This window comes from Brachybacterium sacelli (assembly GCF_017876545.1).
GTDB lineage: Bacteria > Actinomycetota > Actinomycetes > Actinomycetales > Dermabacteraceae > Brachybacterium > Brachybacterium sacelli.
Map to the genome: position 1 here is coordinate 2,584,793 of NZ_JAGIOD010000001.1, position 25,446 is coordinate 2,610,238.

23 protein-coding genes are annotated in these 25,446 nt (G+C 71.3%); 10 read left to right on the forward strand and 13 right to left on the reverse strand.

Annotated elements, in window-relative coordinates; translation table 11 throughout:
* Positions 1–171: 171 nt before the first annotated feature.
* Genes JOF43_RS11640 through JOF43_RS11650 form a run of 3 tightly spaced genes read right to left on the reverse strand, consistent with a single transcriptional unit; the run spans position 172 to position 3,306 of the window.
* On the reverse strand, positions 172–1,584 hold the full coding sequence (locus JOF43_RS11640) for an extracellular solute-binding protein (RefSeq protein ID WP_209902195.1): 1,413 nt from the start codon (positions 1,582–1,584) through the stop codon (positions 172–174).
* Positions 1,581–2,504: a carbohydrate ABC transporter permease gene (locus JOF43_RS11645; RefSeq protein ID WP_209902197.1), complete on the reverse strand. Its 924-nt coding sequence runs from the start codon at positions 2,502–2,504 to the stop codon at positions 1,581–1,583. The genes JOF43_RS11640 and JOF43_RS11645 overlap by 4 nt, the downstream gene beginning before the upstream one ends.
* Before the next feature lie 19 nt (positions 2,505–2,523).
* Positions 2,524–3,306, reverse strand: a complete 783-nt coding sequence (locus JOF43_RS11650) for a carbohydrate ABC transporter permease (RefSeq protein ID WP_342592160.1) — start codon at positions 3,304–3,306, stop codon at positions 2,524–2,526.
* Positions 3,307–3,746: 440 nt separating this feature from the next.
* Here JOF43_RS11650 and JOF43_RS11655 point away from each other — a divergent pair, with 440 nt between their 5' ends.
* Positions 3,747–4,961, forward strand: a complete 1,215-nt coding sequence (locus tag JOF43_RS11655) for an ROK family transcriptional regulator (RefSeq protein ID WP_245354086.1) — start codon at positions 3,747–3,749, stop codon at positions 4,959–4,961.
* A gap of 78 nt (positions 4,962–5,039) precedes the next feature.
* Here the strand turns inward: JOF43_RS11655 and JOF43_RS11660 are convergent, their stop codons facing one another.
* Together JOF43_RS11660 and panD are read right to left on the reverse strand one after the other, a co-directional pair.
* Positions 5,040–5,966 (reverse strand): AEC family transporter, encoded by a 927-nt coding sequence (locus JOF43_RS11660; protein ID WP_209902200.1) that lies wholly within the window; start codon positions 5,964–5,966, stop codon positions 5,040–5,042.
* Between the two features lie 131 nt (positions 5,967–6,097).
* The gene (gene panD / locus JOF43_RS11665; RefSeq protein ID WP_209902202.1) at positions 6,098–6,523 is read right to left on the reverse strand and encodes an aspartate 1-decarboxylase; all 426 of its coding nucleotides are present in this window, start codon (positions 6,521–6,523) and stop codon (positions 6,098–6,100) included.
* A 70-nt stretch (positions 6,524–6,593) separates the two neighbouring features.
* On the opposite strand from panD, the gene JOF43_RS11670 reads away from it, so the two are divergent.
* Positions 6,594–8,186, forward strand: coding sequence for a DEAD/DEAH box helicase (locus tag JOF43_RS11670; RefSeq protein ID WP_209902203.1), 1,593 nt, complete (start codon positions 6,594–6,596; stop codon positions 8,184–8,186).
* Entirely contained in the window at positions 8,183–9,577 is a 1,395-nt protein-coding gene (locus tag JOF43_RS11675; RefSeq protein WP_342592161.1) for an L-serine ammonia-lyase, read from the forward strand. The genes JOF43_RS11670 and JOF43_RS11675 overlap by 4 nt, the downstream gene beginning before the upstream one ends.
* On the opposite strand, the gene JOF43_RS11680 is transcribed toward JOF43_RS11675, so the two are convergent.
* The 3 genes from JOF43_RS11680 to JOF43_RS11690 are packed head-to-tail and all read right to left on the reverse strand — an operon-like array spanning position 9,558 to position 12,599.
* Positions 9,558–10,676: an AMP-binding protein gene (locus JOF43_RS11680; protein WP_209902205.1), complete on the reverse strand. Its 1,119-nt coding sequence runs from the start codon at positions 10,674–10,676 to the stop codon at positions 9,558–9,560. The two genes, JOF43_RS11675 and JOF43_RS11680, sit on opposite strands and share 20 nt — an antisense overlap.
* Complete coding sequence (locus JOF43_RS11685) at positions 10,673–11,473, reverse strand: SDR family NAD(P)-dependent oxidoreductase (RefSeq protein WP_209902207.1); 801 nt, start codon at positions 11,471–11,473, stop codon at positions 10,673–10,675. The genes JOF43_RS11680 and JOF43_RS11685 overlap by 4 nt, the downstream gene beginning before the upstream one ends.
* Before the next feature lie 19 nt (positions 11,474–11,492).
* A complete protein-coding gene (locus JOF43_RS11690; RefSeq protein ID WP_209902209.1) occupies positions 11,493–12,599 on the reverse strand; it encodes an NADH:flavin oxidoreductase/NADH oxidase in 1,107 nt (368 codons plus the stop codon).
* A gap of 160 nt (positions 12,600–12,759) precedes the next feature.
* On the opposite strand from JOF43_RS11690, the gene JOF43_RS11695 reads away from it, so the two are divergent.
* The 3 genes from JOF43_RS11695 (at position 12,760) to acs (ending at position 15,987) form a co-directional block, all read left to right on the forward strand.
* Positions 12,760–12,945 (forward strand): ribbon-helix-helix domain-containing protein, encoded by a 186-nt coding sequence (locus tag JOF43_RS11695; RefSeq protein ID WP_209902210.1) that lies wholly within the window; start codon positions 12,760–12,762, stop codon positions 12,943–12,945.
* Between the two features lie 10 nt (positions 12,946–12,955).
* Positions 12,956–13,780: a VOC family protein gene (locus JOF43_RS11700; protein ID WP_209902212.1), complete on the forward strand. Its 825-nt coding sequence runs from the start codon at positions 12,956–12,958 to the stop codon at positions 13,778–13,780.
* Positions 13,781–14,007: 227 nt separating this feature from the next.
* Complete coding sequence (gene acs, locus JOF43_RS11705; protein ID WP_209902214.1) at positions 14,008–15,987, forward strand: acetate--CoA ligase; 1,980 nt, start codon at positions 14,008–14,010, stop codon at positions 15,985–15,987.
* 78 nt (positions 15,988–16,065) lie between these two features.
* Here the strand turns inward: acs and JOF43_RS11710 are convergent, their stop codons facing one another.
* From JOF43_RS11710 to JOF43_RS11720, 3 genes are read right to left on the reverse strand one after another with little or no spacing between them, the layout of a single operon-like run.
* The gene (locus tag JOF43_RS11710; RefSeq protein WP_209902216.1) at positions 16,066–16,980 is read right to left on the reverse strand and encodes a DUF4097 family beta strand repeat-containing protein; all 915 of its coding nucleotides are present in this window, start codon (positions 16,978–16,980) and stop codon (positions 16,066–16,068) included.
* Positions 16,977–17,633, reverse strand: coding sequence for a response regulator (locus JOF43_RS11715; protein WP_209902218.1), 657 nt, complete (start codon positions 17,631–17,633; stop codon positions 16,977–16,979). The genes JOF43_RS11710 and JOF43_RS11715 overlap by 4 nt, the downstream gene beginning before the upstream one ends.
* Positions 17,630–18,967 carry a sensor histidine kinase gene (locus JOF43_RS11720; RefSeq protein ID WP_209902220.1) on the reverse strand — a complete coding sequence of 446 codons (1,338 nt, stop codon included), beginning with the start codon at positions 18,965–18,967 and terminating at the stop codon, positions 17,630–17,632. The genes JOF43_RS11715 and JOF43_RS11720 overlap by 4 nt, the downstream gene beginning before the upstream one ends.
* A 158-nt stretch (positions 18,968–19,125) precedes the next feature.
* On the opposite strand from JOF43_RS11720, the gene JOF43_RS11725 reads away from it, so the two are divergent.
* The 4 genes from JOF43_RS11725 to rlmB all read left to right on the forward strand — a co-directional run bounded on the left by JOF43_RS11725 (position 19,126) and on the right by rlmB (position 23,412).
* The gene (locus tag JOF43_RS11725; RefSeq protein WP_209902222.1) at positions 19,126–20,316 is read left to right on the forward strand and encodes a LacI family DNA-binding transcriptional regulator; all 1,191 of its coding nucleotides are present in this window, start codon (positions 19,126–19,128) and stop codon (positions 20,314–20,316) included.
* Between the two features lie 59 nt (positions 20,317–20,375).
* Positions 20,376–20,858: a phage holin family protein gene (locus tag JOF43_RS11730; protein ID WP_209902224.1), complete on the forward strand. Its 483-nt coding sequence runs from the start codon at positions 20,376–20,378 to the stop codon at positions 20,856–20,858.
* 89 nt (positions 20,859–20,947) lie between these two features.
* Entirely contained in the window at positions 20,948–22,387 is a 1,440-nt protein-coding gene (gene cysS, locus JOF43_RS11735) for a cysteine--tRNA ligase (RefSeq protein ID WP_209902226.1), read from the forward strand.
* A gap of 62 nt (positions 22,388–22,449) precedes the next feature.
* Positions 22,450–23,412, forward strand: a complete 963-nt coding sequence (gene rlmB / locus JOF43_RS11740) for a 23S rRNA (guanosine(2251)-2'-O)-methyltransferase RlmB (RefSeq protein WP_209902228.1) — start codon at positions 22,450–22,452, stop codon at positions 23,410–23,412.
* A 66-nt stretch (positions 23,413–23,478) separates the two neighbouring features.
* Here rlmB and yczE read toward each other — a convergent pair whose 3' ends face one another.
* Entirely contained in the window at positions 23,479–24,183 is a 705-nt protein-coding gene (gene yczE / locus JOF43_RS11745; protein WP_245354087.1) for a membrane protein YczE, read from the reverse strand.
* Between the two features lie 16 nt (positions 24,184–24,199).
* Positions 24,200–25,441: a DUF4032 domain-containing protein gene (locus JOF43_RS11750; protein ID WP_209902229.1), complete on the reverse strand. Its 1,242-nt coding sequence runs from the start codon at positions 25,439–25,441 to the stop codon at positions 24,200–24,202.
* Positions 25,442–25,446 lie beyond the last annotated feature (5 nt).

Here is a 25,446-nt window from a genome sequence, read left to right on the forward strand (position 1 = left end):
ACTCTCCAAGTCTGATGTCGCTGATGAGGAAGTGAGTCGCCGACGACGCGTGCGAAGGCGGCAACGGGCCTCTCCTCCGGTCGCACTTCGGATCGCGTCTGAAACAACCCGTCGGCGGGGCGGCGGTCCGGATCCTGCTGAGAGGCCAAGACCAGGCGGGCGGACGGACGATCAGGAGCCTGGTACCTCTTCGACCGGGAAATTCGGGTCCGGCTCCCCGAAGCCCTCGGGGAGCGTGATCGGACAGAACTGCTGCATTGTCGGGTCAACGTACTGCTGAGCTTCCTTCACCAGGTTCTCCGGAGTGTCCGAGGCCTGGTTGAGGCTGCCCTGCATTGTCATCATGGCGTCCCACAGCTTCGTCCCCACTGGCAACGGCGGCCGCGACCTGGCCACGCCCAGCAGCTCCACGAAGAACTTGATGTCCCGGTTCCAGCCCTCCGGATCCTTGACGGTCTCGATGTTCGTGGGGATGCGGCTGATCTGCGGCATGAGGATCTTCTGGCCCTCATAGCCGGCGTAGAACTTGAAGAAGTCCCAGGCGGCCTTGGACATGCTCGCCCCCTTGGGCATCGTCAGGGCGAAGCCGCCCGCCCAGGTGAAGGGCTCGTCGCCCTCATTCGGAACCGGCAGGTGGGTGACCGTGTACTCCATGTCCGGCTTGTAGTCAGCCTGCCCTTGCACGCCCCAGGGGCCGGTGATCTGGAACAGCTGACGGTCCGAGAAGAAGGAGGTCTGCGTCGGCGGGGCGTTCTCCGGTTGGTACGTCGCTTTGAACGCATCCAGCCGCGGGAAGTCCAGTCGCTCGATCCAGCCGGCGTACATCTCTGCCACGCCCAGCATCTCCGGGGAGTCCAGCAGCGTATGGCAGGTCTCGTTGGAGAAGAAGGTGACGTCATTGGCCATGGCCCACATCAGCAGAGAGGCCTGATCGTCCCAGGGGACCCAAGTCACCCGCTCATAGGTGCCACGCTCGTCCTGCACGTTGAAGGCATCGTTGATCTCCCACAGCTGTTCGTAGGACATAGGGCCGTTGGCCGGGTCGAGCAGCGACCGGTCGATGCCTGCCTCGTCGGCCAGTCCCAGATTCACGTACATCCCGCGGGTGTCGGTATCCATCGGAAGCCCGTAGTACTGGCCGTCGTAGTACAGCTCGTCGGTGGCGAACTTGACCCAACCGGCCATGAATTCCTCGACGCTGACGTCCTCGTGCTCCTCGATGAGGCCGTCGAGGGGCTCGAGCAGACCAAGGGAGGCGAACTGAGCTCCATTGAACCGGTCCATGAAGTAGACGTCCGGACCGGTGCGGCCGCGCACGGCGGTGATCGCGCTGGAGGCGTCGCCCTGGCCATTCGAGGGCACCTGGGAGATTTCGATCTTCACATCGGGGTTCTGCTCGGTGAATGCCTCGACGACCTGGGCCTCTTTCTCGGCGTCGGAGGCCCAAATGCCCCAGACGCGCACGGTGTTGGGATCCCGGTCATCGCCAACAGGACGGCTCGTGCAGCCGACGATCGAGCCGCCCGCGACGGTGACGCTGGCGCCGGCGCCGAGGGCGCGCAGCAGAGTTCGACGATCGATCACTTGAAACCTCCGAGGGTGATGCCGCTGACGAAGTAGCGCTGGAAGATGAAGAACAGGATCACCAACGGCAGCAGGACCAGGAACGAGGCGGCCATGAGCAGGTTGAACTGGACGTCTTGTGAGTTCACGGAGCGGAAGACCTCCATACCGATGGAGAGCGTCTGCTTGCTCTGGTCCTGCAGGTAGATCAACGGGCCCATGAAGTCGTTCCAGGTGCCCACCGCGGAGAAGATCGCGATCACGGTGACGGCCGGACGTGCCGTGGGGAACACGATGCGCCAGGCGATCGTCCACTCGCTGGCTCCGTCGACCCGCGCGGCGTCGAGCATGTCTTTCGGGGTCTGCAGCATGAACTGGCGCAGCAGGAAGGTGAAGAATCCTCCGGCGAACAGCGCCGGGGCGATCAGCGGGACCCAGGTGTTGACGAACCCGAGCGCCGCCCACATGTCGAACATGGGGATCAGGGTCACCGGGAAGGGCAGGAACAGCGTGGCCAGCACGACGAAGAACACCTTGTTGCGCCCCGGCCAGTCGACGCACGCGAAACCGTAGGCGACGACGAAGTTCGAGACCACGCTGAAGACGACGACGCTGATCGTGATGATCGCGCTGTTGCGGAAGAAGGTCCAGAACGGCATCACCGTGACCGCGTCGGAGAAGTTCTCCCACCTGAACTCGGTGGGGAACAGGGTCGGCGGGAACTGGGCCAGCTCCTCCGGTGTCTTCAGCGCCGAGATGAGCATCCAATACAGGGGCAGGGAGAACAGCAGCAGCACCGCAAGCATGACCAGGCGTGAGATCCAGGCACTGACGCCAGTGGGGCGGGAGCCGTCGGCATTGCGCCCGTAGTTCGAGCGAGACTTGAGCTTCGGGGCGCTGCCGAGGTCCTTGGTCCCGGAGTCGAGAGTGTTGAGAGCCATATCGATATACCTCAGTTCCTCAGCCGGCCGACACGTCGTAGTTCACGAACCGGCGTGAGAGCCAGTAGATGAGTCCGGCGAGCAGCATGCCGAACAGGAACAGCAGCACGGCCAGGGCGGAGGCGAAGCCCAACTGCCCGTAGGAGAAGGCGTTGCGCCAGAGGTACAGCATGTAGAACAGCGTGGAGTTGTCCGGGCCGCCGTCGGTCATGATGAAGGCCTCGGTGAACACCATCATCGCGCCGGAGACACCGGTGATCAGGTTGAACAGGATCGTCGGGGTCAGCAGGGGGACTGTGATCGACATGAACTGGCGGAACCTGCCGGCACCGTCGATGCGAGCGGCCTCGTACAAGGTGTCGGGGATGTTCCGGAGCCCTGCGAGATAGATCAGCGCTGCATTGCCGGCGCCGAGCTGGGCCATCACGATCATGACGATCTTCGCGTAGCGCGGTTCGCCCAGCAGGTTTGTGGCCGGCATCCCGAACAGCCCCAGGAACTGGTTGACGATGCCGAAGTTCGGGTTCACGAACACGATGAAGATGAACGACAGGGCGAACATCGGGATCAGCGAGGGCAGGTAGAGCAGCGTGCGGTAGAGCGCGACCTCGCGCACGTTGCGGTTCATCGCCAGCGCCAGCAGCAGCGCCACCACGAGTCCGATCGGCACGGCGAGGAGCATGTAGTACACGGTGTTGCCGACCGCGGTGTGCACCAGCGGATCGACGAAGGCGGCGATGTAGTTCTGGAACCCGATGAACGTCGGGGACTGCATGCCGGAGTACTGGGTCAGGCTGATCACGAAGGAGTAGATCAGAGGGTAGATGACGAAGACCGCGACCCCGATGATCCAGGGCGAGATGAACAGCAGTCCGGTCCGGAGGTTCCGTTTCTCCCGCCCCGTGAGCTTCCGCTTGCCCGTGGCCCCTCCCGTGGTGCCGTCGCGGGCCCCTGGCCCGCTCCGTGCAGTGAGGTCAGCGGCGGAACCGGATGATCCGGCCCGGGGGGGTGTCCGCCGCGACGGCGTCGCTCACGCTCATCGCTCTCCCTTCGGTACTCGCCGCACCGCTATCGGTGCGGTGATGCGGGAACAGTGGGCGTCGGTGCCCTCGCGGTCGCACTGGAGATCCGGGCCGCGTCGTCCCGTGTGAGGTAGGTTACTCACACCGATGGACTAATGCAATAACCGCTTAAGCACTCGCCTCGGCGGTCGGAGAGGGGGGTCCTGTGCGCGGCTCATCGATGACGGACATCGGCGCGTTCAACGAGAAGCTGGTCCTGCAGACGATCCGCAGCGCCCCGCAGGGGATCGGCCAGTCGGACGTGGTCCGGCTCAGCCATCTCTCGCGCCAGGCGGTCTCGCTGATCACCCGGCGCCTGATGGCCGACGGCCTGGTGGAGCAGGCGGGCCGGCGGATCTCGGGACCGGGCAAGCCGCACACCCTGCTGCGGGTGGTCGCGGACGCCCGGCTGGCGATCGGGGTGCACCTCGACCCCGCGCACATCGCGGTGGTGATCTGCGACCTGGCGGCGCGCCCGGTGGCCCGTACGACGCTCGCGCCGCCGACGGAGGATCCCCGTGCGGACCTCGAACGGGTCGCCGCGGCCATCGCCGAGCTGAGCCGCTCGCTGGGGGCGAGCGTTCCGGCACCGGGCGAGGGCGAGCCCTCCACCCACCGCCGTCTGCTGGGGATCGGGATCGCGGCCCCTGCCGGGCTCGACGCCGATGCCGGGATCCTGCGGGACCCGCCCTGGATCCCGGGCTGGCGGGACGTGCCCGTGGTGGATGCGCTGAGCGCGGTGACCGGACTGCCCGCGACGCTGGACAAGGACACCAACGCCGCACTGACCGGGGAGATCTGGTCACGCCACCTCGAGACCTCCCAGACCGTGCTGTACATGTACGTCGGTCACGGGGTGGGCTCGGCGGTCAGCGGGGGTGGGCGGGTCCACCGCGGGGGCACGACCCAGGCCGGGGAGATCGGGCACCTGCCCATCGGGCGCGCCGACCAGCACTGCATCTGCGGCCGCCACGGCTGCCTGTGCCTGTACACCGATGCGCACGTGCTGGTCGGCGCGGCCCATGACGCAGGGGTCGAGGTGTCCGAGTCCTCCGGGACCACAGCGGCACTCGAGGCGCTCTCGGCCGCAGCCGCTGCCGGCTCAGCCCCGGCCCGGGACATCATCGGCTCCCATGCGGGCGCGCTCGGCGAGGCGATGCGGATCCTCGCCGGGGTGCACGACCCGCAGCGGATCATCATCGGCGGACCCACCTGGCCCGCGCTGCGGGATGTCGGTGAGGCGGAGGTCCGCGACGCTCTGGGGGACTGGCTGGCGAGCAGCGGCGGCGTGGTGGAGTCCTCGCACCTGGGCGACGACGTCGGCGCCATCGGGGCGGCCAGCCTCTTCCTCGAGCAGGAGCTCGCCCCCGGGACCGTGGCGCCGGGAACGGCGTAGGCGCGGCCGACGGTCAGCGGTGCCCGTCGGGGCCTCGCGGGCAGCGCACCCACGACCGGTCCCCGGGCCCGCCCGGGATCAGACCCCGAGCAGGCCGGAGATCAGCAGCAGCACCAACACCGTGCCGATGGTGGTGATCAGGACGGTGTCGCGCGCGAGGTTCTCGGCGGCGCGGTAGCGGGCCGCCGCGACGTACACGTTCTGGGCGGTGGGCAGGGCCGCCATCACCACCACCTCGTACAGGGAATGCCCCGAGAGCCCGAACAGCAGGCCGACGCCCAGCGCGATCAGCGGCATCGCCAGCAGCTTCGCGCTCGAGGCGACGGCGATCAGGCCGCGATACCCGTCGTCTTTCGCGAGCGGGCGGGAGCCGTGCAGGGAGAGTCCGTAGGCCAGCAGCATGGCGGGGATGGCCATGTCGGCCAGCGACTGGACCGGTTCGAGCACCACCTCGGGGATCTGCGCCCCGGCCAGGGTGAGGACCAGGCCGATCGCCGCGGCCACGATCGTCGGGTTCGCGGCGATGCTGCGGAACACCCCGCCGGGTCCCATCGACTCCTTCTCGCTCCGCTGGTGCAGCACGAACAGGTACAGGGGGTTGTACACGCCCATCTGGAACAGGATCACCGGCAGCGCGTGGGAGATGTCCCCGAGCACGTAGGCGGCGATCGGGAAGCCCATGTTCGCGGCGTTGACGACGGAGCCGCTGATCGCTGCGACCAGCAGCTCGGTGCCTCGGCGGGCGGTGAACACCCGCAGCACGAGCACCAGCAGGGCCCCGGTGGTCAGGCCGGAGATCGCGGCCACGGCCATCGGGACCGACAGCACCTCACGGACGTCGGCCTCCAGCAGACCGATGAGGACGAGCGCAGGAGAGGCGATGAAGAACGTCGTCCGGTTCAGGACGTACCGGCCGTGCGGGCCGAGGACGCCGGTGCGGCCGGCCACCCAGCCCACCGCGATGAGCGACCAGACGATGAAGAAGCCGGCCAGGACCCCGGTCACGGCAGGCGGCGGGGACGAGGCGGTATCACTCGGTCGATCCTAGAGGGCATGCAGGAAAGGGGCTTCCGGTGTCCACGGGTTGCCCTGCCGGGGACTCGGCGAGGGGCGCCGGAGGGTGGGGGGAGCTGACCTCAGCGGATGCCGCGCGAGGCGCGTCCGCAGACCTGGTCGGGCATGCCGGGCACCGGCTCGGCGCCGTCGGCCCCGAGCGCGACGATGCGATTGCTCTCGTCGACGTGGACCACGCGGGGGCGGTAGGTGGAGATCTCGCTCTCGTCGAGCTGCCCGTAGGCCATGACGATCACGAGGTCGCCGGGGGTGACCAGATGGGCGGCCGCACCGTTGATCCCGATCACCCCGCTTCCGCGCTCGCCCTCGATCACGTAGGTGACGAGGCGATGACCATTGGTGATGTCCACGATCGAGACCTGCTCGTTCTCGACCAGACCCGCGGCCTCCGTGAGGTCGGGGTCGATCGTCACCGAGCCCACGTAGTGCAGGTCCGCCTGCGTGACCGTGGCCCGATGGATCTTCGAGGTCATGAGAGTGCGCAACATCGTCCTGCCATTATCCCATGTCCCGCACATGCGCGATGATGGGCGGGTCCGCATCGTCAGGAGGATCACCATGCCCAAGGCCCGTCGCCGCTCCGCCCACCGCTCGGAGCGGTTCGAGGACATGGCGCTGCCCGATGAGCTGCTCGGCGTCCTCGCCGAACAGGGGCTCGCGCATGCCTTCGAGATCCAGTCCGCGATCCTGCCCGATGCGCTCGCCGGCCGCGACGTGCTGGCCCGCGCCGAGACCGGTTCCGGCAAGACCCTCGCCTTCGCCCTGGCGATGACCTCCCGCTTCCGAGGGCGCAAAGTGCACCGCAAGCGGCCTCTGGGCGTGGTGCTGGTGCCCACCCGTGAGCTCGCGGTCCAGGTCGTCGACACCATCCACCCGTTCGCCCGCGCGGTCGGACTCACGGCGCAGCTGGTCTCGGGCGGCATGAACATCGAGAAGCAGGCCGACGCCGTCGCCCGGGGCGTGGGGATCATCGTCGCGACACCGGGCCGGTTGATCGACCTGGCCGAGCGCGGCGCCCTGCAGCTCGATCTGGTGGAGACCACCGTCGTCGACGAGGCCGATCACATGGCCGACCTCGGGTTCCTCCCCGACGTGCGCGACATCCTGGCCGCCACCCCCATGGGCACGCAGAAGATGCTGTTCTCGGCCACCCTCGACGGCCAGGTCGAGGAGATCGTCGACGCCTTCCTGGTGGACCCCGTCAGCCACGAGACCACGCCCGTCGCCGCGGCGGTGGCCTCCATGGACCATCACGTGCTCGCCATCGAGCCCTCCGCGAAGCGGGAGGTGACGGCGCAGCTCGGAGCCCGTCCGGGGCGCACGCTGATGTTCACCCGGACCCAGCTCGGCGCCGAGCGGGTCGCGCAGGAGCTGGTGGAGGTCGGGGTGCCGGCCGCGGCCCTGCACGGCAACAAGCAGCAGGGACTGCGCACGAACGTGCTGGCCGGTTTCCGCGAGGGTGCGTTCCCGGTGCTGGTCGCGACCGACGTCGCGGCGCGCGGGCTGCACATCGACGACGTGGGCATGGTCGTCCACGTCGACCCCTCCGACGACGTCAAGGAGTACGTGCACCGCTCCGGCCGCACCGCCCGGGCCGGCGCCGCCGGCGTGGTGGTCACCCTGGCCCTGCCGCATCAGACCTCGAAGACCCGTCGCGTCGTCGGTGAGGCCGACGTCGAAGCGGGCTGGGCCGAGGTGGCCAGTGCCGCGGATCCCGCGCTCGAGGAGCTCGGCGGCCGTACTCCGGCGGGCGAGCCGGCCGATGACCCGACGTTGGTGAAGTACAAGGGTGCCCCGCGCAAGCTCGATCTCTCCCGCCGCGGCGGAGCGGATGCCCGACGCGCCGAGGAACGGCGGGCCAACGAGGAGCGGAGGGCCTCCTGGGAGGAGGAGCCCGAACCCCGCCGGGGCAGGAGTGCGGGCCGCGGGGGCGCGGGCACGCGCCGCGGCGCGGGCAGCGCCGGGAAGGGCGGCGGCAGAGGTGGCGCCGGCAAGGGCAACTCCGGCCGAGGCGGCGCCGGCAAGAGAGGCTCCGGCAAGGGAGGCGCCGGCAAGAGAGGCTCCGGCAAGGGAGGCGGCGGCACGGGGAGCTCGGGCAAGGGCGGCGCGGGCGGCCGCAGCGACGGCCGTCGTCGAGGCGGCCCCCGGTGAGCATCAGCACCTTCGACATGTTCAAGATCGGGATCGGGCCCTCCAGCTCCCACACGGTCGGTCCCATGCGCGCCGCCGCGCAGTTCGCCCGGGAGCTCCTCGCCGACGAGCACCTCGGGCCCCGGGTCGCCGACGTCGCCGTGGACTTGTACGGTTCCCTCGCCGCGACCGGCGAAGGGCACGGCACCCTGGACGCCGTGGTGATGGGGCTCGAGGGCGCCGACCCCGAGACCGTGGACCCGGTGGCGGGTCGGGAGCGGGTGGCGCGGATCGAGGCCGAGGGCGGGCTGCTCCTGGACGGGGTGCTCGAGGTGGGACTGCGGCCGTCCTCGATCACGCTGCATCCGCTGACCGTCCTGCCCCAGCACTCCAACGGCATGACCTTCCTGGCACTGGACGCGCAGGGCCAGGAGGTCCAGCGTCGAACGATGTTCTCCGTCGGCGGCGGCTTCGTGGTCGACGAGGCCGACATGGACCGCTCGATCGCCGAGGTCGCGGCCGAAGGGGAGGGGCGAGCCATCTTCACCACGGGTGACGAGCTGCTGCGGGTGTGCGAGGACCGCGGCATCTCCCTCTCCGAGGCGATGCTGCTGCGCGAGGGCCAATGGCGCAGCGACGAGGAGATCCGGGCCGGCGTGCTCGCGATCTGGCACGCCATGCGCGAGAGCATCGAACGCGGCATCACCACCAGCGGCCTGCTCCCCGGCGGGCTGGAGGTCAAGCGACGGGCGTCGTCCTGGTACGACGCCCTGAGTGCCGAGGATCCCGTCCGCTTGCCGATGAACGCCTTCGAATGGGTCTCGCTCGCGGCGCTGGCCGTCAACGAGGAGAACGCCGCCGGCGGCCGGGTCGTCACCGCACCCACCAACGGCGCGGCGGGCATCATCCCCGCCGTGCTCCACTTCGCCACCACCTACATCGAGGGCGTCGACCCCGACGAGATCGCGGTGCGGTTCCTGCTCACGGCCGGGGCGATCGGCTCGCTGTACAAGGAGCACGCCTCGATCTCCGGCGCTGAGGTCGGGTGCCAGGGTGAGGTGGGCTCTGCCTGCTCGATGGCCGCGGCCGCGCTGTGCGAGGCGATGGGCGGCAAGCCCGCCCAGGTGGAGAACGCCGCCGAGATCGCGATGGAGCACAACCTCGGCCTCACCTGCGATCCCGTGGGGGGCCTGGTGCAGGTGCCGTGCATCGAGCGCAACGCCATGGCCGCGGTCAAGGCGATCACCGCGGCCCGCTTCGCGCTGCGCGGCACCGGCGAGCACTTCGTCTCCCTGGACACGGTCATCGAGACCATGCGCCAGACGGGCGCGGACATGAGCGCGCGCTACAAGGAGACCGCGATGGGCGGGCTCGCGGTCACCGCGGTCCCGGTCAGCGTCCCGGACTGCTGATGCGCACCTCGCGCGGCACGGACGCCGCGCCGAGCCGATCGCGTACCAGCGCCCGCAGCTCCTCGGGCCCCGGGGAGGCGTTCGAGGTCACTGCGTGGGCGAGCGTGACCTCGGCGATCGTGCGGGAGCCGACCCGTGGATCGTGCACCACCCGCAGCTGCACCGCGGTGATCCCGGGCTGGATGCGCAGCAGGTGGGCGACCGCCCCGGGGTCATGGAGCATCCCTCCCGAGGAGACGGCGCCGTCCGCCCGACCGGTCACCTCGATCCCTCCGTCGGGGCCGATCCGACCCCGATCGGTGATCAGGGTGCGCCCCCGGGTGAAGGAGGTCCGGGCGCGCAGCAGGCCGTCCCGCTCACGCAGCCGCACGCCGCGCAGCGGCCGCCCGTCGACGGCCAGGGGACCGGTCTCGGTGGTGCCGTAGACGTCGTGGACCCGGGCGTGGAAGTGCCGGGCGAGGTCCGCCTGCAGGGGCTCGGCGAGCAGGTCGGAGCCGGAGACGATGCGCGGGATCCGCAGCGGACGGTTGCCGGCGCCCTCCTGATCCGCGTGCAGGAGGTCCACCAGGTGCACCGGAACCCCGGTCAGCAGCGCCGGGGGCGCCCGGTGCAGCAGAGCGACGCGCTCCGGCGCCGGCAGGTGGGAGAGGTCGATCAACGGGGCACCCAGTGCGAGGGCGCCGAGCGCCACCAGCAGCCCGTGCCCGTGCACCCCCGGTGCGAGGCTGGCCACCCGCCGGCCCGGACGCAGGCCGATGCGCCGGGCGAGATCCAGGAGGGTGGTGAGCTGGGCGGGTGAGAGCGCGCCGCGCCGCAGGGTACGGGGGTCGCCCGTGGTGCCGCTCGAGCGCAGATCCAGGGTGCCGTCGCCGGCCAGCGCCGTGACCAGCACCTGTCGCAGCGAGGCGGTGGACGGCAGGGTGGCCAGGCCGCGCGCGTGACCAGGATGCGGGGCGCGGCCGGGGCGGTGCCCGAGCAGTCGGACCTGATCCAGCAGTTCCGCCGCGGTCAGCTCCCCGAAACGGTCGACGAGCACCACGCCCCGGGACCGCAGCGCGACGCGGGCTCGCAGGGCGGTGGAGGTCCGCAGCAGTCTCATCGCAGGGACCCGCTTCCGGATCCGGTCTCGCGCCGGGAGAGACGCTGCGCGACCCGGGACCCGGCACCGGCGGCGCGCGCGGTGAGGGCGGGAGCGGCCTGGGAGAGGACCGCACCGAGCCGGGACCAGGGTGGGGAGACCAGGGTGCGCCGGGAGTCCAGGGCTCGCAGCACCCGGGCGGCGGCCTGCGAGGGTTCGAGGGCGCCGCGCGGCGAGGAGCCGTAGGTCGGCGTGGCCATCGAGGTCGCGACCAGCGGCAACTCGACGATCGCCACCCCGACGCCCTGGGCCTCGGCCTGCGGACGGATCGCCCGCAACCAGGAGTCCAGGCCGGCCTTCGAGGCGCCGTAGGCAGCCCACCCCGGGGCCGGGATCCGGGTGGAGGCGCTGGTGACCGCGACGATCCGGCCTCGTCCGGCCGCGCACATCGGCGCCAGCAGGGCGAGGATCAGCGCGGCCGGACCCAGCAGGTTCGTCCCGGTCAGGCGCACGAGGTCGTGGGGGCGGCCGAAGGTCGCCTCGAGATCCCGGTGCACGCAGTGGCCGGCCAGATTGAGCACCGCCTCGGGGACGCCGTCCTCGGCGAGGATGCGCTCGGCCAGTTCGGCGACGGCCTGCTGGTCCCGCAGATCGCACGGGTGCGCGACCGCCCGGCCCCCGCGCTCGCGCACCATCGTGGCCACGGCCTCGAGCGCCTCGCCGTCCCGGGCGGTCAGCACCAGATGGGCGCCCCGCTCGGCCAGCGCCGTCGCGACGGCGCGGCCGACACCGCCTGTCGCCCCGGTGAGCACGATCATGGTCGGATCCACTTCTCGGTCACCAGGAGCCGCGGTGGTAGGCGCCCGGGTAGAGCGAGGCATCGCGGACGCCGAGCTCATGAGCGGCGCGCTGCGGCCAGCCGGGCTCGCGCAGCGCGGCACGGCCGAGGGCCACGAAGTCGGCGTCCCCGCGGTCCAGGACCCCTTGGGCGCCGAGCGGCTCGGTGATGAGTCCGACGGCGGCGACCGGCAGGGACACGGCCTCGCGCAGGGTCCGGGCGAAGCCCACCTGGTACTCGGTGCCGACGGCGATGTCCGCGATGACGGCGCCTCCGGTCGAGACGTGCAACGCGTCGACCCCGGCGGCCTCGAGCTCCCGGGCGAGGTCGACGGACTGCTCGATGTCCCAGCCGCCGTCGATCCAGTCCGTGGCGCTGATCCGCACGATGACGGGACGATCGGCAGGCCACTGCTCGCGGACGGCCGCGGCGATCTCGCGGGCGAGTCGTCGTCGGCCGGCGCCGTCGCCGCCGTACTCGTCCTGCCGGGTGTTGACCAACGGGGAGAGGAACTCGTGGACGAGGTAGCCGTGGGCGAAGTGGAGCTCGACCGCGTCGAAGCCGGCCTGCTCGGCACGCCGGGTGGCGTCCACGAACTCCTGGACCACGGCGGCGATGTCCTCGGTGCTCAGGGCGTCGGGTGCATCGAGCCCGGGGAAGGGGTCCGTGGTCGGGCCGACGGTCCGCCAGCCGGAGGCGAACTCGGGAATGGTGCCGCGCCGTGCCGAGTAGGCGGGCAGGGCGGGCCAGGTGGACGCCTTGCGGCCGGCGTGGGCGAGCTGCACCGCCGTGCTCGCCCCCTGCTGGTGGCAGAAGTCCACGATCCGCGACCAGGCCGTGGCCTGCTCGTCGTTCCACAGGCCGGTGTCGCGCGGGCTGATGCGCCCGGCGGGGCTGATGGCGGTCGCCTCGGTGATCACCAGTCCGAAGCCGCCCGTGGCGCGGGCGCCGAGATGGACCAGGTGCCACTCGGTGGGGACGCCGTCCTCCGCCTCGACCATGTACTGGCACATGGGGGCGAGCCACATGCGATTGCGGATCTCGAGGTCGCGCAGATGGGCCGGGGCGAGGAGCGTCGGCTGGGACGTGGCGGAGTCTCGGACCATGGGAACTCACAGTAGCGGCCCGACCTGCACGAGCGTGCGAGCGACCACGGAGAGGACCGAGACCGGATCGAAGGCCGTGGCGGCAGCATGTGCAGGGGCCCGGACGCGAGCACCGAGGATCACCGTGTGACGACGACGGCAAGAATGCTAGCATTCGAGCATGGTAGAAGCCCCCGGTGCTCGTGCACCCTCACCCAAGGTCCAGTTCAACGTGTACCTGCCCAAGGATCTCGTGGTCGCGGTCAAACACCGCGCGATCGATGGGTCCACCAGCCTCAGCGCCCTCGTCGAGACCGCGCTGGAGCAGTACCTCGCCCCTTCCGAATCCCACCGCGACGATGCCTGAGGAGTCCGTCATGACAGAGCACACCCATCACCCCGCCGCCGACCCGGTGGCCTTCACCGTCTTCCCCCTGCGCTTCACCGCCGATCCGGCCGCGCTGATCTCCTTCCTGCGCACCCTCGGCATGGCACCGCTGATCACCACCGAGAGGGGCGGCTTCGCCGACCTCGTGGCCGGCGGGGGCGGCCGGGTGATGGTGCACGCCGCCGGCGCGGCCTCCGCCACCGGCGCCCCCGCGGGGGAGACCCAGCTGAGCACCGCGGTGGCCGCAGCCGATGCGGCGGCCGAGCATCTGCGCGGCATGGACCTCGAGGTCGTCGTCTGGGACGAGAGCTACGGCCTCCAGGGGAACATCACCGGACCCCACGGCGAGGCCGTCGGGATCAACGAGGACCAGGAGGATCACTACGGTTACCTCGCCCACGACGGGACCGACGCCGACCAGCGCCTCTCCGTCACCGCCGTGCGGGCGAGCGCCGACGGTCCCCAGCGGGAGCGCGACGTCGAGTTCTTCGCTGCTCTCGGCTTCACCCCCGTCGACGACGGTGACCGCTGGTACCGCGCCCTCGCGAACCCCGGGCACGGCACCATCGGACTGCACGAACCGGCCGACGGCGAGGCGGCCCACCGGCCGGGCGGCGACCCGGGGCATCCGGGCTTGGAGGTCTCGCTGGTCCGCCTCGGCTTCGAGACCACCGAGGACCTCGAGGCGCTCGCCGAGCGGCTCGACGCCGCCGGGCACGCGGCCCGGGTGGTCCTCGCTGACGGGGTGCGCAGCGTGCACGTGATCGATCCCGACGGCCAGCACGTGGAGATCCACCCCCGCTCCTGGCGCTGAGAGCGGGCCGACGGGACGCTCCGGCCGTCGCCGCGAGAGGTCGGGTGTCCCGGGATCCTGGCCGGCGACGACCGGGTCCCCCGGGGTACCGGGCACGGCGCCCCGGGTGCGTGCGCGGCGGGTCGTGACGACCGGTGGACGATGCGCGTGACGTGGGTCTCCTGCGATACGGTGAAGGTGTCAGCCACGCCCCGGAGCGATCTGGGGCCCACGAAGCAGGAGAAGTGATGTCCGACGACGCCGCCACCGGGATCGAGAATCTCTCGCAGGAGACCCGCACGTTCTCCCCGTCCTCCGAGTTCGTCCAGAACGCGGTCGCTCGCCCCTCCCTGTACGAGGAGGCCGAGCGTGATCGTCTGGCCTTCTGGAGGGCGCGGGCGAGCCTGCTGAGCTGGAAGACCCCCTTCACCGAGACCCTCGACTGGTCGAACGCCCCCTTCGCCCGATGGTTCGCGGACGGGACCCTGAACGCCGCCTACAACTGCGTGGACCGCCACGTGGAGTCCGGGCACGGCAAGCAGGTCGCCCTGTTCGCGGAGTACGAGGACGGCTCCGACGCGACGTTCACCTATGCCGATGTCAAGGACGAGATCAGCCGGATGGCGAACGTCCTGACCGACCTCGGCGTCAAGACGGGCGACCGGGTCGCCATCTACATGCCGATGATCCCCGAGACCGTGTTCGCGATGCTGGCCTGCGCCCGCCTCGGGGCGCCCCACTCCGTGGTCTTCGGCGGCTTCAGCGCCGACGCCCTGCGTTCACGGATCGAGGACGCCGAGGCCCGCGTGGTCATCACCGCCGACGGGCAGAACCGTCGCGGCAAGCAGCTGCCGCTCAAGCCCGCGGTCGACGAGGCCCTCGCCTCCGGCGGCGACTCCGTGGAGAAGGTCCTCGTGGTCCGGCGCACCGGCGGCGACGTCGAGTGGACCGAGGGACGCGACGTCTGGTGGCACGAGGCCCGCGAGAGCGCCTCGGCCGAGCACGAGCCCGTGTGGGTGGAGGCCGAGCACCCGCTCTACATCCTCTACACCTCCGGCACCACGGGGAAGCCCAAGGGCATCGTCCACACCACCGGCGGGTACCTCACCCAGTCGGCGTACACGCACCGTGACGTGTTCGACCTCAAGCCCTCCAGCGACGTCTACTGGTGCACCGCGGACGTCGGCTGGGTCACCGGGCACACCTACGTCGTGTACGGCCCGATGGCCAACCGCACCACCCAGGTGATCTACGAGGGCACCCCGGACACCCCGCACCAGGGCCGCTGGTGGGAGATCATCGAGAAGTACGGGGTCACGCAGTTCTACTCCTCGCCCACCGCGATCCGCACCGCCATGAAGTGGGGCGAAGAGATCCCGGCGAAGTTCGACCTGTCCTCGCTGCGTCTGCTCGGCAGCGTCGGCGAGGCCATCAACCCCGAGGCCTGGATGTGGTACCGCCGGGTGATCGGCGCGGACCGCTGCCCGATCGTCGACACCTGGTGGCAGACCGAGACCGGGGCGATCATGATCTCGCCGCTGCCCGGCATCACCGCCGCCAAGCCCGGATCGGCCCAGGTGCCGCTGCCCGGCATCGGGGCCGACGTGGTGGGCGACTCCGGGAAGTCCGTGGAGAACGGGCAGGGCGGCTATCTGGTCCTCGACGAGCCGTGGCCGAGCATGCTGCGCGGCATCTGGGGCGACCCGGAGCGCTTCAAGGAGACCTACTGGTCCCGTTTCGAGGGTCTCTACTTCGCCGGGGACGGCGCCAAGCGCGACGAGGACGGTGACATCTGGCTGCTGGGCCGCGTGGACGACGTCATGAACGTCTCCGGGCACCGCCTGTCGACCATGGAGATCGAATCCGCTCTGGTCAGCCACGACTGGGTGGCCGAGGCCGCGGTCGTGGGCGCGGACGACGAGACCACCGGGCAGGCTCCGGTCGCCTTCGTCATCCTCCGCTCCGGTCACGAGGACTCGATCGCCGAGGCCGGGGGAGAGGACGCCGTGGCGGAGCTGCTGCGGGGGCATGTCGGCAAGGAGATCGGCCCGATCGCCAAGCCCAAGCGGGTGCTGCTGGTCACGGAGCTGCCCAAGACCCGCTCCGGCAAGATCATGCGCCGCCTGCTGCGGGACGTCGCCGAGAATCGTCAGGTGGGGGACACCCAGACCCTCGCCGACGCCTCGGTCATGGACCTCATCCAGCAGGGCCTGTCCGGCAGGCACTGAGCAGCTCGCCGAGGCGAGCACGAGGGACGGGGTCCCGGTCCACGGACCGGGGCCCCGTCCCTCGTGCGGAGCACCTGCTCAGCGCGTCACGAGCACGTCACCGAGCTCCGAGGTGACCGTCAGCGTGCCGGTCGTGGCCCCGGGGGCGCCGGTCACCCCGGGATCGATCCGCCGCTCGCCGAGCTCGGTGCGGGCCTCGATCTCCCAGCGTCCGGTGCCGGGCAGCGCGATCGCGCTCTCGCCGACCTCGGCGTCGACCCGCACGTCGGAGACCGCGTCCGGCGGCATCTGCAGGTCCACGTCGCCGACCGAGGCGGTCACCTCCACGGCCGCCGGTGCGGGATCTCGCAGCTCGATCTCCACGGTGCCGACGTCTGCCCGCACCGCCAGCGACTCCGTGGCGGTCACCGGCCCGAGATGCACGTCGCCCACGGCGGAGCGCGCGGCGAGCGAGGTGAACTCGCCGTCGGCCCGGATCTCCCCCACATCCGTGGTGACATCGAGGGCGAGCTGATGACCTTGCGGTACCAGCACCAGCACGTCGTGGTGCTCGTCGAGCCACGGCACCGGCCCGTATCCCTCGGACTGGCGGATGTCGAGCACCGGGGCGGCGGCGTCACCGTGCTGGGTGACGCGGGCACGGGCCGTCTCGCCCGGTTCGGGCAGCGCGGTCTCTCCCTCCTCGACCAGGGCGAGGGTGACCACCTCGACGTCGGTCGAGGGCAGGACGCGCACGTCGCCGACGCCGCTGCTGAGCGTGAGCGTCTCCGGGGTGCCGAGCTCCGTGGAGGCGGGGACGTCGTCGAAGCCGCGCCCCAGCCACCAGCCCGAGACCGACACGGCGCTCAGGGCGAGCAGCATCAGCACCAGCACGGCCGCGCCGAGGAGGGTGAGGACGGTGCGCCAGGTGCGGTCCCCGCGCGGGGAGGGGGAGAGCCGTCGGCCCGGTTCGGCCACGGTGCCCCGGCGCGAAGCGGTTTGTGTGGTGGTCATGATCGATCCTCGGATTCCAGAAAGCGCAGCACGGCCATCACGCGACGGTTCTCCCCGTCCACGGGGGGAAGGTCGAGCTTGGTCAGCAGCGAGGAGATGTGCTTCTCGACGCTGCCGGCGGAGACGAACAGGGTGTCGGCGATCGCCTGGTTGGAGCGACCCTGGGCCATCAGCGAGAGCACCTCCCGTTCGCGCGGGGTCAGTTCCTCGAGGGTGCGACGGCGCCGCGAGCGCGCGAAGATCTGCTGGACCACCTCCGGGTCCAGCCAGGTGCCGCCGTCCCCGACGTCGGCGACCACGCCGAGGAAATCGTCGACGTCGGCCACGCGGTCCTTGAGCACGTAGCCCAGGCCGTGCGACGAATCGGCGATCAGGTCCGAGGCGTAGCGCTCCTCGACGTACTGCGAGAGCACCAGGAGGGCGACGTCCGGATCCTGCTGACGGATCAGCATCGCCGCGCGCACCCCCTCGTCGGTGAAGGTCGGGGGCATCCGCACATCGATCACGGCGAGGTCGGGCTGGTGGTGGGAGACGGCGCTGAGCAGGGCGGTGGCGTCGCCCACGGCGGCGACCACCTCGTGCCCGGCATCGGTGAGCAGACGCTCCACCCCGGCGCGCAGCAGCACGGCGTCATCGGCGATCACGATCCTCATCGGAGGGCCTCCTGGAAGTCCGGGGCGGCAGCGTCGGCGGCCTGGGCGGGTGCGGGCGGGGTCGCCCCGGCGGTCAGGGGGATCACGGCGACCAGGACCGTGCCCCCGTCGGCAGGGCTGGCGACCTCGAGCCGCCCGCCGGTCGCGCGGACGCGGTCGGTGAGGCCGGCGAGGCCGGTGGAGAGCCCGTCGCGGCGGACGCGGGCCCCGCCCCGGCCGTCGTCCTCGACCCGGACCCGCAGCACCTCGGGGCTCTGGGTGACGATCACCGAGGCGGCGCTCGCGCCGGAGTGCTTGGCGATGTTGGTCAGCGCCTCGGAGACCACGAAGTAGGCGACGGCCTCCCGCTCCCGACCCAGTCGGGAGGGGTCGCGGCGGTCGAGGTCGACCTGCAGGTCGACGGGGATCGTGGAACGGGCGGCGAGGGCGGACAGCGCTGCGTCCAGCCCTCGGTCGGTGAGCACGGCCGGATGGATGCCGCGGGCCAGCTGACGCAGATCCGTCATCACCGCCTTGGCCTCGAGGTGAGCCTGCCCGACCAGGTCGCTCGCCCGGTCGGGATCGGCATGGATCGCGTTCTTGGCCATCCCGAGCGTCATCGCGAGGTTCACCAGGCGCGGCTGGACGCCGTCGTGCAGATCGCGCTCGATCCGCAGCCGTTCCTGGGCCGCGGCGTCGACCGCGCCCTGCCGGCGCTCGGCGAGCTCGGCGACCTGCTCGCGCAGATCGTCCTCGGAGCCGGAGATCAGCACCCGGGCCAGCCCCCGGTCGGCGAGGGCTCCGAGGAGAAGGGTGACGGCGGCCAGCACCGCGGAGACCGTGGCGAGGACGCCGAGCACCCACCGCGACAGGGTGATCGAGCCCAGCGTCAGCGGCCCGTGCCGCAGGGCGATGTCGCCCGCGGTCCATCCCAACCAGATCAGCGCCAGCACGAGGGCGAAGAACGCCCCGGCCACGAGCATCGCGAGGTGGTGGTGGAGCACCCCACGCCAGAAGGCGCCGGTGCCGAGCTCGAGCCAGCGGTCGTGGAACCAACCCGCGGCCCCGCTGCGCCCGGAGCGGCGGCGGGCGGGCAGGATCACGGGGACACCGTGCACGGCCACCGCCCGGCGGCGCTCTATCCGCACCGCGCCCTGCATCAGCAGGAGCCAGGGGACCAGGAGGAACAGCCCTGACCCCAGGACCGGGAGCGAGCCCACCCCCGTCAGCAGTAGGGTGAGGCTGATCCAGAACCAGGAGCAGAAGAGCAGACCTCCGAGCAGCACGGAGGCGAACGCCGCGGCGGTCAGCCGGGGGCGCCGGGGCGCCGACGGGGGCGCGGTGGTGTCGTCCATGTGCAGAAGCCTAGGCGGGCCGGTGCCCGTCGCCCACGGGGACCTCCCGCCTCCCGGGCGGGGGAAAACCCCCGGTCCGCCCGGTGCGCCGCGGACCCGAGCGTGTCGATCCCCGGGCCGCGTCACGCCGGAGGGGAGAAATGCGGTTCAATGGGTCCATGAGCAGTGACGCGAGCGCCTCTTCCGATGGCACCATCGACCCCGCCTCCGACTCCGGGGCACCCCGCGGGGACGAGGGGGAGAGCGGTCAGGTCGTCGAGAACGTCGAGCAGACCGCCGAGGAGCTGGACTCCAGCGGCCAGCAGCGCGGCACCCTGCGCGACGTCGCGGATTCCCTGGGCATCTCCAGCGCTGTCGCCCTGCGGGCCCTGCGCGGTGCCGAGGAGATCAAGCCCCTCATGGCCACCCGGGTGCGCGAGGCCGCCGAGCGACTCCGCTTCCCGCTCGAGGAGCTCAGCGAGGAGACCGACCACCGCGGCATCGTCGCCGTCCTGGTCAACACCATGCGCAATACCTGGATCTCGGACCTGGTCCGGGCCATCCGCATCGAGCTCACCGCGACCGGTCGGTCGGCGATCGTCGTGCCGACCCGCCGCCGGGTGCCCGAGCACCCGGTCGCCGCGGACACCGACGCGATCGAGTCGTTGGTCCAGCTCGGCGTGGACGGCTTCCTGATGGTCTCGGACCTCGCCGACATGGACAGCGTGCTCGAGGCCACCGGCGACCGCCCCTTCGTCGGCATCGGCTGCTCCCAGGACTTCCGCGGCAGATTCGACACCGTGCGCATCGACGACGAGGTGGGGCAGGGACTGCTGGTCGACCATCTCGTCGGCCTGGGGCACCGCGAGATCGCCCACGTCGGCGGGGTCGGCGCAGCCGTCGCCCGCGAGCGAGCCGACGCCTTCCGCAAGGCCATGGCCCGCCACGGCCTCGAGGAGCAGGCCCGGGTCGAGCCCGGCGACTTCACCGAGCAGGTCGGGCAGACCGCGGGCTCGATGCTGCTGCGCGGCAGCCGCGTCCCCACGGCGGTCACCTGCGCGAACGATGTCACCGCGGTCGGGGTGCTCTCGGCGGCGCGCGAGGCCGGGTACTCGGTCCCCGAGGAGCTCGCCGTCGCCGGCTACGGCAACACCTCCCTGGCCTCCTCGGGCGTCTCCCAGATCACCAGCGTCGACCCCAACTCCGACCGTCTGGGCGCGCTGGCCGCGCAGTTCCTCGTCGAGCGGGTCTCCGGGTTCGAGAGCCCGCCCCGCGACGTGGCGGTCGCCCCGTCGGTCGTGGTGCGCCGCTCCAGCTCCGCGGGGCCGCGACCGGAGTCGACCAAGCGCAAGCGCGTCTCGGTGGACTGAGAACCGGCACCGACGACATCGCGACCCGTGACCCCGACCCCCTGCGATAGGCTCCGATCATGATCAACACCACGAACGATCCGAGCACGCCGCCCACCCAGCGGTCCATCGGTGAACTCGTCCAGTCCATCCGGGACGAGCTCCTCGGCGTCGTCCACCACGAGATCGACATCGCCAAGAAGGAGATCATCGCGATCGCGATCAAGGCGGGCATCATCGCCGCCTGCGCCGCGGTGCTCCTGTTCCTCCTGCTCTCGGCCTGGGTGATGCTGCTGTTCGCCGCGGCCACGGGACTGGAGGCCCTCGGCCTGCCCTACTGGGCCGCGTTCTTGATCGTCGCCGGCGTGTTCATCCTGCTCGGAGCGATCGCCGGTCTGGTCGCCTTCCTCGTCTCCAAGAAGATCAAGGCGCCCGAGACCACGATCGAGACCGCGCAGTCCGCGGTCGATGCCGTCCAGGGCAAGCGGCGCGCCAATGCCGTCTCCTACGACGACACCTTCGAGGAGCTCTACGGCAAGAAGGTCAGCGCCCGCGTCGAGTGAGGCGCGCCCGGGGGAGCTCGGGGTGATCCGCGCGATCCCCGAGCGAGCCGCGGACCTCCGCTCCCGGCCAGGGCAGTACCCTGGTCCACGTGACTCTCCACCTGCACGACACCGCCACCCGCACCACCGCACCGCTGACCACGGTGCGCGAGGGGGCGGTGTCGCTGTACGTGTGCGGACCGACGACCCAGGGAGCACCCCACCTGGGCCACCTGCGCACCTTCCTCGCCTTCGACGTGCTGGTGCGCTGGCTGGAGCGCAGCGGGTACGACGTCACCCACGTCCGCAACGTCACCGACATCGACGACAAGATCCTCGAGAAGTCCGCGGCCGTGGGGGCCCAGTGGTGGGCGTGGTCGCTGAGCTTCGAGCGCGAGTTCCAGGACGTCCTGGATCACCTCGGGAACCGTCGGCCCACCTATGAGCCCCGCGCCACCGGACACGTGCCCGAGATGATCGAGCTGATGCAGCTGCTGATCGAGCGCGGTCATGCCTATGCGGACGGCAACGGCTCGGTGTACTTCGACGTCGCCTCCCTGCCCGGCTACGGTGCGCTGACCCGCCAGAGCCTCGAGGACATGCAGGACGCCGGCGAGGAGAGCGAGGCGGGCAAGCGTGACCGGCACGACTTCGCCCTGTGGAAGGCCGCCAAGCCGAGCGAGCCGGAATCCGCCTCCTGGGACACCCCTTTCGGGCGTGGCCGCCCCGGCTGGCACCTCGAGTGCTCCGCGATGAGCCGCAAGTACCTGGGGGAGACCTTCGACATCCACGCCGGCGGTCTGGACCTGCGCTTCCCGCACCACGAGAACGAGCAGGCCCAGTCCCATGCCGCCGGCTACGGCTTCGCCCGGCAGTGGATGCACGCCGGGGTGCTCACGGTGGACGGCCTGAAGATGGGCAAGAGCCTCGACAACTTCGTCACCGCGGCCCGCGCCCTGGCCGAACACCCCACGCCGGCCGTGCGACTCGCGCTGGTCAGCGGTCATTACCGCGCGACCGTCGAGTACAACGCGACCGCGATGCGCGAGGCCGAGGTGGTCTGGGAGCGGTTCTCCGCGACCGCCCGGCGCGCCGCCGAGCTGCTCGGCGAGGACCCGCTCGCCGGGCCCGACGCGGAACTCGGTGCCGTGGAGCTGCCCGCCGACTTCACCGCCGCGATGGACGACGACCTCGCGGTGCCCGAGGCGCTCGCGGTCATCCACCGCGAGCAGTCCGCTCTGAACACGCTGCTGGCCGGCGGTGGGGACCGTGCCGCCGTCGCCGACGGGCTCGGACGACTGCGCGCCATGCTGGACCTGCTGGGGCTCGACCCGCTGTCGGCCCGGTGGGCGAGCACCGCGGGGTCCGACGGTGCCGAGCACGCGGCTCTGGACGCCCTGATCACCACCCAGCTGGAAGCCCGCGCGGCGGCCCGCGCCGAGAAGGACTGGGCCCGGGCCGATGCCCTGCGCGACGCGCTGAGCGCTGCCGGGATCCGCATCGAGGACGGCCAGGACGGCGCCCGCTGGAGCCTCGGGACCCAGGACTGATCGCACCGTGTCCCGACCGATGACGACTGATGACGACTGATGACGACTGAGGAGCCGACCTGATGGCAGGCAACAGCTCGCGCCGCGGCGCGGTGCGCAAGGGCAAGAAGGGCGCGACCGCCGGTTCCGGCGGAGTGCGCCGCCGCGGCCTCGAGGGCAAGGGGCCGACTCCCCGGGCCGAGGACCGCCCCGCGCACAAGAAGTATGCGGGAGCCTCCGGTGCCCCCGCCCGTCGAGGTGGGCCCGGCGGGAAGGGCGCCAGGAAGTCGCCCGGCTCCGACCAGGTCGCCGGTCGCAATGCGGTGCTGGAGGCGCTGCGCGAGCAGGTGCCGGCCACGCAGCTGACGGTCATGGTCCGCCTCGACGCCGACGAGCGGGTGGGTGAGATCATGCGGCTGGCGACGGCGCAGGACCTGCCGGTCACGGAGGCCTCCCGGACCGATCTGGACCGGATGACCGATCACGCCGTCCACCAGGGCGTGGCGCTGACCATGCCGCCCTATGAGTACGCGGAGGTCGACGAGCTGCTGCGGATCGCGGCCGACGCCTTCGAGCCGCCGCTGCTGATCGCCCTGGACGGGATCACCGACCCGCGCAATCTCGGGGCTGTCCTGCGCAGCGCCGACGCCTTCGGGGCGCACGGCGTCATCCTCCCCGAGCGGCGCAGCGTCTCGATGACCGCGAGCGTGTGGAAGGTCGCCGCCGGTGCCGCCGGCCGGGTCCGCGTCGCGCAGGTCACCAACCTCAACCGCACCCTGACCTCCCTCAAGGACAAGGGTGTCTTCGTGCTGGGCCTGGACGCGGACGGCGACGTCTCCACCCGCGGGCTCGAGCTCGGCACGCAGCCGACCGTGCTCGTGATCGGCGCGGAGGGCAAGGGGCTCTCGCGCCTTGCCCGCGAGATCAGCGACCAGGTGGTCTCGGTCCCGATGGCCGGCCGCGCCGAATCGCTGAACGCCTCGGTCGCCGCTGCCATCGCCCTGTACGAGATCTCCGGCGTCCGCGCCGAGCAGGGACGCGCCTGAGCCGTTCGAGCGCTCGGCCCGGCCCACCTGAAGCCCGCGCGCGTCGATTCCGTGGCGCGCCGCAGGTCAGGCCGGATCCGGCGGCGGGATCTCCTCGAGCCTCTCGTCCCTCGCCGCGCCGGCCGGGCGGCGCACGGGGACGACCACGTGCGGCAGGGTCAGCTGGATCACGGGGCCCAGGCCGAACGCGTACAGCAGGGTCCCCACTCCGACGGGGCCGCCGAGCGCCCAGCCGGTGAGCAGCACCAGCACCTCCAGCACGATCCGCACCGGGCCGACGGGACGAGCCAGCACCCGGCCGAGCCCGGTCATCAGGCCGTCGCGCGGGCCCGGTCCGAGCTGCGCCCCGATGTACACCGCGGCGCTGACGCCGTTGATCACCACGCCGGCGACCATGAGCACCGCGGCGGGCAGCGGGCCCGGCGCCGGAGGCAGCAGCGCCATCCCGAGATCCATGCTGAGCCCCACCCAGACCGCGTTGGCGAAGGTGCCGATGCCCGGCTGTTCCCGCAGCGGGATCCAGGCCAGCAGCACCACGAAGCTCACGGTGATGCTGAGGGTGCCCACGCTCAGTCCGGCCCGATCGGCAAGCGCCGCATGCAGCACGTCCCAGGGCGCACCGCCGAGACCGGAGCGCAGCAGCATCGCCAGCGACAAGCCGAAGCCGGTCAGGCCCACCATCATCTGGGCCAGACGCAGTGGCAGCCGGTCCACGCGCAGCTGAGCGCGCAGGGAGAGGTTCGCCAGCAGGGGGTCGGGGGGCGCGCCCATGTCCCGGTCGGCTCGCTCAGCTCTCGGCGATCGGCAACGCCGATGTCTCGGTCGTGACCAGGGACTTCTCGTCCGGACGATGGATGAGGACGTTGAGGATGTAGTGCCGCACGGTCTCGTCCAGGCTGGCGTCGGTCCCGGCCTTCTCGGACAGGAACCACTTGTGCTCGAGCACCTCGTGGTAGAACTCCGGCGGCTCGAGCTTGGAACGCATCGACCGGGGGATCGCGCGGACCACGGGCTCGTACTGGTTCTGCAGCCACTCGTGGGCCACGAACTCCTCGTCCTCAGCCTGCTGCTCCGTCGACGCTCGATACTGATCGAGGTCGTTGAGCAGCCGGCGGGCCTGGTTCTCCTGCGCGTCGATCCCGGTCAGACGCATCAGGCGCCGGGCGTGGTGACCGGCGTCGACCACCTTCGGACGGATCGACAGCGTGGTGCCGTCGAGGTCGGTGGTGATCTCGAGCTCGCCCACATCGAAGCCCAGGCGATTGAGCTTCTCGATGCGCTCGGAGACCCGCCACCGCTCGTCGGCCGAGAACAGCTCGCGCTCGGTGAGGGCGGACCACAGGCTCTCGTAGCGGCTGACGAGCTGGTCGCCGACCTCGACCGGATCGGAGTCGGGGTCGAACATCTCGCCGGCCTGCAGATCCATCAGCTCGCCGATGATGTTGGTGCGGGCGAGGTCGAGGTCGTAGCGACGCTGACCGTCGGTGAGCGTCTCGTACAGGCTGCCGGTCTCGACATCGACGATGTAGGCGGCGAACGCTCCGGCGTCGCGGCGGAACAGCGTGTTCGACAGCGAGACGTCACCCCAGTAGAAGCCCTCGAGATGGAGATGCACCAGCAGCACCGCGAGAGCGTCGAGCAGCCGCTGCGCGGTGTCCTCGCGCGAGACCTGGCTGAAGACGGCCCGGTAGGGCAGGGAGAACTGCAGGTGACGGGTGATGAGCATCGCGTCCAGCGGCTCCCCGCTCGGCGTGGTGCGGCCGGAGATCACGGCGAAGGGAGCCACCGAGGGCACGCCGATGCGACCCAGCAGGCGCAGCATCTCGTACTCGCGCCGGGCGAGGTGATGGTTGATCTCCTTCAGCGCCAGGACCCGCCCGGAGACGCGTACGAAGCGCACGACATGACGAGAGATGCCGCGGGGGAGGGCGGCGAGGATGTCCTCGGGCCAGTCCTCGAGCGGTTGGTCCCAGGGCAGGTCCAGCAGCGCGGGATCTGCCCGGGAGGCGGTGATCTCCAGGGGTGCCATTGCGC